The organism is Thiobacillus sp. 65-1402 (assembly GCF_001897685.1).
Classification (GTDB): domain Bacteria; phylum Pseudomonadota; class Gammaproteobacteria; order Burkholderiales; family Thiobacillaceae; genus Thiobacillus.
The window spans coordinates 1-6,509 of record NZ_MKUG01000142.1; the positions used below are offsets into that span (position 1 = coordinate 1).

At 64.2% G+C, this 6,509-nt stretch carries 5 protein-coding genes; 3 read left to right on the plus strand and 2 right to left on the minus strand.

What is annotated here, in order from left to right:
* Positions 1-14 precede the first annotated feature (14 nt).
* Both BGO62_RS16385 and BGO62_RS11045 read left to right on the plus strand, forming a co-directional pair.
* Positions 15-158 (plus strand): DUF6781 family protein, encoded by a 144-nt coding sequence (locus BGO62_RS16385; protein ID WP_363924200.1) that lies wholly within the window; start codon positions 15-17, stop codon positions 156-158.
* Between the two features lie 167 nt (positions 159-325).
* Positions 326-2,005 (plus strand): AarF/UbiB family protein, encoded by a 1,680-nt coding sequence (locus BGO62_RS11045; protein WP_296642309.1) that lies wholly within the window; start codon positions 326-328, stop codon positions 2,003-2,005.
* On the opposite strand, the gene BGO62_RS11050 is transcribed toward BGO62_RS11045, so the two are convergent.
* Both BGO62_RS11050 and BGO62_RS11055 read right to left on the minus strand, forming a co-directional pair.
* Entirely contained in the window at positions 1,991-4,291 is a 2,301-nt protein-coding gene (locus BGO62_RS11050; RefSeq protein WP_296642314.1) for an EAL domain-containing protein, read from the minus strand. The two genes, BGO62_RS11045 and BGO62_RS11050, sit on opposite strands and share 15 nt — an antisense overlap.
* On the minus strand, positions 4,288-5,067 hold the full coding sequence (locus BGO62_RS11055) for an alpha/beta hydrolase family protein (RefSeq protein ID WP_296642317.1): 780 nt from the start codon (positions 5,065-5,067) through the stop codon (positions 4,288-4,290). Before BGO62_RS11055 ends, BGO62_RS11050 begins: the two co-directional genes overlap by 4 nt.
* 148 nt (positions 5,068-5,215) lie before the next feature.
* On the opposite strand from BGO62_RS11055, the gene BGO62_RS11060 reads away from it, so the two are divergent.
* A partial coding sequence (locus BGO62_RS11060) for an ATP-dependent DNA helicase (protein ID WP_296642319.1) occupies positions 5,216-6,509 on the plus strand: 1,294 nt, incomplete at its 3' end.

Genomic DNA, 6,509 nt, shown 5'->3' on the forward strand with positions numbered 1-6,509 from the left:
AACTGGCCGGCGGAATGAAGGCCAGCGGCGCAGCGGGGCGCGCCGGGCTGAGCGAGTCGGCCAGCGCCGCCACCGCGCGCCTGTCGCAGGTGGCGAGCGGCATCCTGGCTGCACTGTCGGAGTCGCTCAAACGGCAGAGCGAGCGCCTGCGTTCCTGAGGCCCGCTACCCCGGTGGCGGGAAGCGCGCCCACTGCGCCGTTTGCAGCTTGCGATTCCGGCGTGCCCCTTGCGGGTACAGCGGAGTCGTTGTCGCTTTAGCGGCTTACGAATCCGGCGTGCCCCTTGCGGGTACACTCTCGGCATTGCCGATTCCGACAACCAACGATGCTCTGGGAAACCATTTCGGTCGTGCGCGACCTGCCGCGATTGCATGAAATCGCCTCGGTGATGATTCGCTATGGCTGGGGTGATCTGGTGCGCCTGCTGGGTATCAGCGGCGTACTGGAACGCGCCGGGCGGGTGCTGCACTGGCACAGCACCAGCGAAATCAGCCAGCTCGATGCGCCCGTGCGCATCCGCCGCGCGCTGGAAGAGCTCGGTCCCACCTTCGTCAAACTCGGGCAGTTGCTGGCGACCCGGGTGGACATGTTTCCGCCGCACTGGATCGCCGAATTCGAGAAACTGCATAGCCAGGTGCCTGCGGTGCCCTATGAAATTCTGCATGCCGATCTGGTCGCAGCGCTCAAGGGCGAGCCCACTGACGTGTTTGCCGGATTCGATCCGCTGCCGCTGGCGGCCGCCTCCATCGCGCAGGTGCACCGCGCCACGCTCAAGGACGGCACGCCGGTCGTCGTCAAAATCCGCCGCCCCGGCATCGAGGCGGTGATCCGGGCCGATCTGCGCATCCTCGAACATGCCGCCAGGCTGCTGGATAGCGAAGTGCCGGATTTCCGACGCTACGATCCGGTGCATATGGTGTCGCAGTTCCGCCGCTCGTTGAACCGCGAACTCGATTTGGCCAAGGAGGCGCGCAACATCGACCAGTTCGCACGCCACTTTGCCGACGATCCGCTGGTGAAGATTCCCCGGGTGTATTGGGAGTTCACCAGCGACCGCGTCAACGTGCAGGAAGAAATTGTCGGCATGGCGGGCGTGGCATCCGACAAGCTGCGCGCCCGCGGACTCGACCCTGGGCTGCTGGCGGCGCGCGGTGCCGATACGGTGCTGCGCATGGTGCTGGAACACGGCTATTTTCATGCCGACCCTCACCCGGGCAATGTGCTGTTCCTGCCGGATAATCGCATCGGCATGATCGATTTCGGCATGGTGGGGATACTGACCCATTCCCGCCGCAACCAGATTGTCGACCTGCTGCACGCGCTGACGCGCAAGGATGTGCAGGGCCTGCTGCAGATACTGCTGGACTGGAGCGGCGAGTCGGTGCTGGATGAGGATCGCCTGGCCTACGACGTCGCGGAACTGCTGCAAAGCTACGACGATCTGCAGCTCAAGGATGTCAGGATCGGTGCATTGCTGAACGACATCACGGCGTTGATGCGCGACAACAACCTGGCGCTGCCGGCCGACCTGACCCTGTTGTTCAAGACCCTGATCACGCTGGAAGGGCTGGGGCAGCAGCTCGACCCGGAGTTCCACATGATCGACCACGTGACGCCGTTCGTGGAGCGCATCATTCAGCTGCGCTACACCCCGCAAGCGCTGCTGGCGCGCGGGCGCAAAAGCATGCGCGAAACGCTGGACGTGCTGGCCGACTTGCCGCGCGACCTGCGCCACCTGCTGCGCGACATGAGGCGCGGGCGGGTGAAGGTCGATCTCGACCTGAAACGGCTGGACCAGTTCGGCCACCAGTTGGACCGCGCCAGCAACCGGCTGACCATGGGCATTCTGACCGCCTCGCTGGTGGTCGGCTCCAGCATCATCATGACGGTGGAAGGCGGACCTCAGCTGTTCGGCCTGCCGTTTTTCGGATTGCTGGGGTTCCTGATCGCGTTTTTCAACAGCCTGTGGATCATCTTTTCCATCTGGCGTTCAGGCAAACACTGAGCCGTCTTCGTCAAGCGGAGCAGACGGCGCTGCCATGCCGGCGACGTTGGGCTGCCCAGCCAACTGCGAAAGGGGGGCCGGCCGCCCCAGCAAATAGCCCTGCACATGGGCAAAACCCAGGCTTTCGACTTTCTGCAGCACGGTTTCGGTCTCCACGCCCTCGGCCACCAGCGCATAGCCGGCGTCCTTCATCATGCGGGCGAAATCGGCCACCACCTGGCCGGCGCGGTTGTCCTGCCCCAGCTTGTTCACCAGCGAAATGTCGAACTTGACCACATCCACCGGCAAATCCACCAGATAACGCAGCGGCGAATAACCGGTGCCGAAGTCGTCCATGGCGATGCGGTAATTGACCGTGTGCAACAAATCGAGATAGGTGCGCACTTCGATCATCTGGGTGATCAGCGAGGTTTCCGTGATCTCCAGCATCAGGGGGTGGCGTGTGCCGTGGCGCGACAGTTCCAGCAGGTGCGACACGATTTCGGGGCGTGAAATGCTTTGTGCCGACAGGTTGATCGAGACGCCGCTTCCCGGCGGAATCTGCTGCGAAGAGAGATCGGCGTCGACCTGGTGCAGCACCGCCAGATCGAATTCGGTTTCCAGGCGGCGGCTGCTGACCACCGGCAGGAATGCGCCCGGCATGATGAGCTCGCCGTTGTAGCGGATGCGCGCCAGCGCCTCGTAATACGCCACCTTGCGCCCGGGCAGGCCATGGATCGGCTGGTAATGCAGCTCGACCATGCCGGGCGTGGCCAACGCCTGGAACAGCGCGCTGGTCTCGCGGCTTGCCACCAGCGCCTGCGCGGCACGCTCGGTGTCTTCGCCGTACAGTGCGATGCGGTTGCGCCCCGGCTGCTTGGCGGTATACATGGCGATGTCGGCCTGTTTGGGCAGTTCGTCGATGTGCGCCAGCTGATCGGCCGTGCAGAAAGCGATGCCGATGCTGATCCCGACCGGTTCGCTGATTCCCAGATCGCTGAAGACCGACGCTTCGAGCAGGCTCTGGCAGCGTTGGGCGATCTGCTTGGCATGGGCGGGCGTGGTGTGCGACAGAAAGGTGGCGAATTCGTCGCCGCCGAGGCGATACAGGCGATCGTTGGCGCGCAGTGCCATCACCAGCGCATCGGCGACGATGGTGAGCACGCGGTCGCCCTTGGCGTGACCGTAGGTGTCGTTGATGGTCTTGAAGCGGTCGCAATCGAACAACAGGAAAGCCACGCCCTGCGGCGCGGCTTGCAGTTGCCGGCGGAAATCCTCCCAGTCTTCTTCGTAGGCACGCCGGTTGTGGCAGCCGGTGAGCGCATCCTGCCGCGCCTGCGAGTGAAATTCGCGGTTCTGGTGCTCCAGCGAGCCATGCAGCTCGCGCAATTGCAGCTGGTAGTCGTGCAGCGAACGGCGGATGTTTTCGAGTTCGCTGATGCGCATCGGCTGCGAACGCGCCGGATTGTGGTTGAAACGGCCGTGCTGCATGGCGTCGATGTCCTGTGTCAGGCGCCCCAGCGGGCGTATCAACAGACGGTTGTATGCCACGAAACCCAGCAGTGCAGCGCTTACCAGCAGCACAAACAGCGCGAGCAGGGTGCGCGAAAGAATCGTCTGGAACCTGAGCTGATCGGGATCGGGGCGGGCGCTGAAACTCAGGCGCGAAAACAGCTGCGATGCGGCCAGCGTTTCGCCCGGCTCGAGTGCCAGTTTGACGCTCGGCGCATCCGTGAACTGGAATTTTGCCTGCCGCAGCAATGCCGGCATGAAATCGACCCGGATCAGGCCGTGGCCGAGCAGGGCTTGCCGACGCTCGTCGCCGTATACCGGAAATGCGTGATAGAGGGCAATGCTGCCTGCCTGGTTGCTCAGCCAGCTGGCGCCCTGCTGCAGCGGCAAGCCGGCGGGCAGCTTCGACGGCAGGCCGCTCTTTTCCGGGCTGGGGGCAAGCAGCGTGCCGGCGCGGGTATACAGCGCCGCCCGGGCAAAACGGCTGTTCAGCACGCCGCTTTCGTATACCCGCTGGTCTCGCCAGTAGGTGTAATACTCGGGCGCCACCAGCTGTTGCCGGGTTTCATCCCAATGCGCCAGATTGTTCGCAAGATCCCCCGTCTGCGCCAATAAGCGTTCGATGCCGCTGGCAAGCTCGGACTGCGCGGCTTCCCGGTTGTGCTGTTCCAGGTTGCGCGTGACGGCGCGCGTCTGGTAGGCGGCAAAGCCGCCGATCAGACTCACCAGCACCAGCAGCCCGGTGACGAAAGCGAGCGCGATCTGCTTGATGGAGATGGATTCAGACCATTTCATCGAGGCAGGGGCTGCTGAACGGGTTCCATCGATTTGAGGGTGTGCTCCAGCAGATCGAACTCATGCTCGCCATCCATGAAGTGGTTGGCGCCCTTCACGATCACCATGGGTGTTTGCACGTGCAGCAGTGCCTTGAGCCAGCCGTGTCCGAGCATGTCGTCGGCATCCCCCATGACGAGTTTTACGTTGACCGGGGATTGCTTCAATGCCGCCAGCGTGCGCGCCTGATCCCAGCGCACGTACGACAACAGGGCTTCCGGTGTCGAGCGGTATTTTCTGCAATAAGACACATGCTGGGTGACGAGTTCGCGCTGCCTGCGCTGCACGCGGCTTTCCAGCTGGGCGATCAGCGCTGCACGCGAGGTCGTGCCGATCTGGGCTTCGATCAGCGAGGCGCCGATATAGCCTTTTACCGCTGCATTCGGCCCGGCTGCCAGATAGGCCAGCAACTGCATGCTGCCGAAACTGTGGCCGATCAAAACGATGGAACGGTGGCCATGCGATTTCAGCCAGTCTACCCAGCGCGCAATTTCGGCGACATCCTCGTCCAGGCTGTGGCGGTGCACCGCTTCGCAGGCCAGGCTTTGCGCCCGGTTGGGAATGCCGAGGCTGAGCGTGGGGGTCAATACGGGATAGCCTGCATCCTGCAGGCCGCGCGCCAGCGTGGCGACGGTGGGAAACTCGCGCGTCTGCAAAAAGCCGTGAAGCAGCAGTACCGCGGGCTTGTTGCGCAGCCCCGCAAGATATTCGGCACTGGCATCAATCCCGGGGCGCATCTCCAATCGGACGATCGCAGCGTGGGCCGAGACCGAGGCCAGCGCTAGTGTCAGGCAGAGCAGGAATATGCGCATAAGCAGGATTGGGTAGACAGCACCGGTGAGACTAACGGCAGCGATACGCGCAAACTTGAGGCGAGTGCAGCCGATGCGGCCTGTTCCGGGTGTTACACTGCGCGCCGAAGTCGATCTCGATATGCTTGATCTGGAAAACATTTTTTCATCCGCAGGGGCGTGTGCCGCCGTGCTGCAGGGCTGGCGTTCGCGTCCGCAGCAACTCGCCATGGCCGAAGCGGTCGAGCGCGCAATCGCCAGCAACAGCGTGCTGCTGGCCGAAGCCGGCACCGGCACCGGCAAGACCCTGGCGTACCTGGTTCCCGCGCTGCTGTCGGGCGGCAAGGTGGTGATTTCCACCGGCACCAAGGCCTTGCAGGACCAGCTGTTCCATCGCGACCTGCCGGCGGCGCGCCGCGCGCTCAAGTCGCCGGTCAAGGTGGCCCTGCTGAAGGGGCGCGCCAACTACGTCTGCCACCATCACCTGCAGCGCAACTTGAGTGACGGCCGTTTCGCCCACCGCGACGATGCCGCCTGGCTCGCCAGAATCGCCCGCTTCGCCGAAACCAGCACCAGCGGAGACCGTGCCGAGGCCGACGGCATTCCCGAGGACGCCACGGCCTGGCAGTATGCGGTTTCCAGCCGCGACAGTTGCCTCGGCAGCGAATGCAGCCACTTCAAGGATTGTTTCGTGATGGCGGCCCGCAAGGCCGCCCTCGACGCTGAGGTGGTGGTGGTCAACCACCACCTGTTCTTCGCCGACCTGTGGCTGAAGGACGAGGGCGTCGCCGAACTGCTGCCCGCCTGCAACACCGTGATCCTCGACGAGGCGCACCAGCTTGCAGAAACTGCCGCACAGTTCTTCGGCGAAACGCTGTCCACCGCGCAATTGCTCGATCTGGCGGGCGACACCAAGCGTCAGGCGGCGGTGAAAGCAGGCGACTTTCCGGCGCTGCGCCGCGCAGCGGAAGACCTGACCAAGGCCACGCGCGACCTGCGCCTGGCGTTTCCGCAGAACCCGGTTAAGGCGACTATCGCCGAACTGGTGCGCTACGACAAATGGCCGGATGCGCTGAAGGCGTTGAGCGCCGCGCTGGATGAGATGGCAAAACTGCTGGCAACCCAGGCCGAACGCGATGCCGACCTGAAGAACTGCTTCGAGCGCGCGCTGGGCGTGCAGGCCATGCTCGCCAGCTGGCAGCGCGACGACGATCCCGAGCAGCCGCGCGTGCGCTGGCTCGAAACCACGCTGAGTTCGCTACTGCTGCACGCGACGCCGCTGTCGGTCGGCGCGATGTTCGGCGCCAGGCTGACGGAACGCGCGCAGGCGTGGATTCTCACCTCGGCCACGCTGTCGGTCGGCGGCGATTTTACGCACCTCAAAACCC

Coding starts and splice junctions, on each gene's coding strand:
- BGO62_RS11050 (WP_296642314.1), bottom strand. CDS start 4,291: ATGAAATGGTCTGAATCCATCTCCATCAAGCAGATCGCGCTCGCTTTC.
- BGO62_RS11045 (WP_296642309.1), top strand. CDS start 326: ATGCTCTGGGAAACCATTTCGGTCGTGCGCGACCTGCCGCGATTGCAT.
- BGO62_RS11055 (WP_296642317.1), bottom strand. CDS start 5,067: ATGCGCCCCGGGATTGATGCCAGTGCCGAATATCTTGCGGGGCTGCGC.
- BGO62_RS16385 (WP_363924200.1), top strand. CDS start 15: ATGAAGGCCAGCGGCGCAGCGGGGCGCGCCGGGCTGAGCGAGTCGGCC.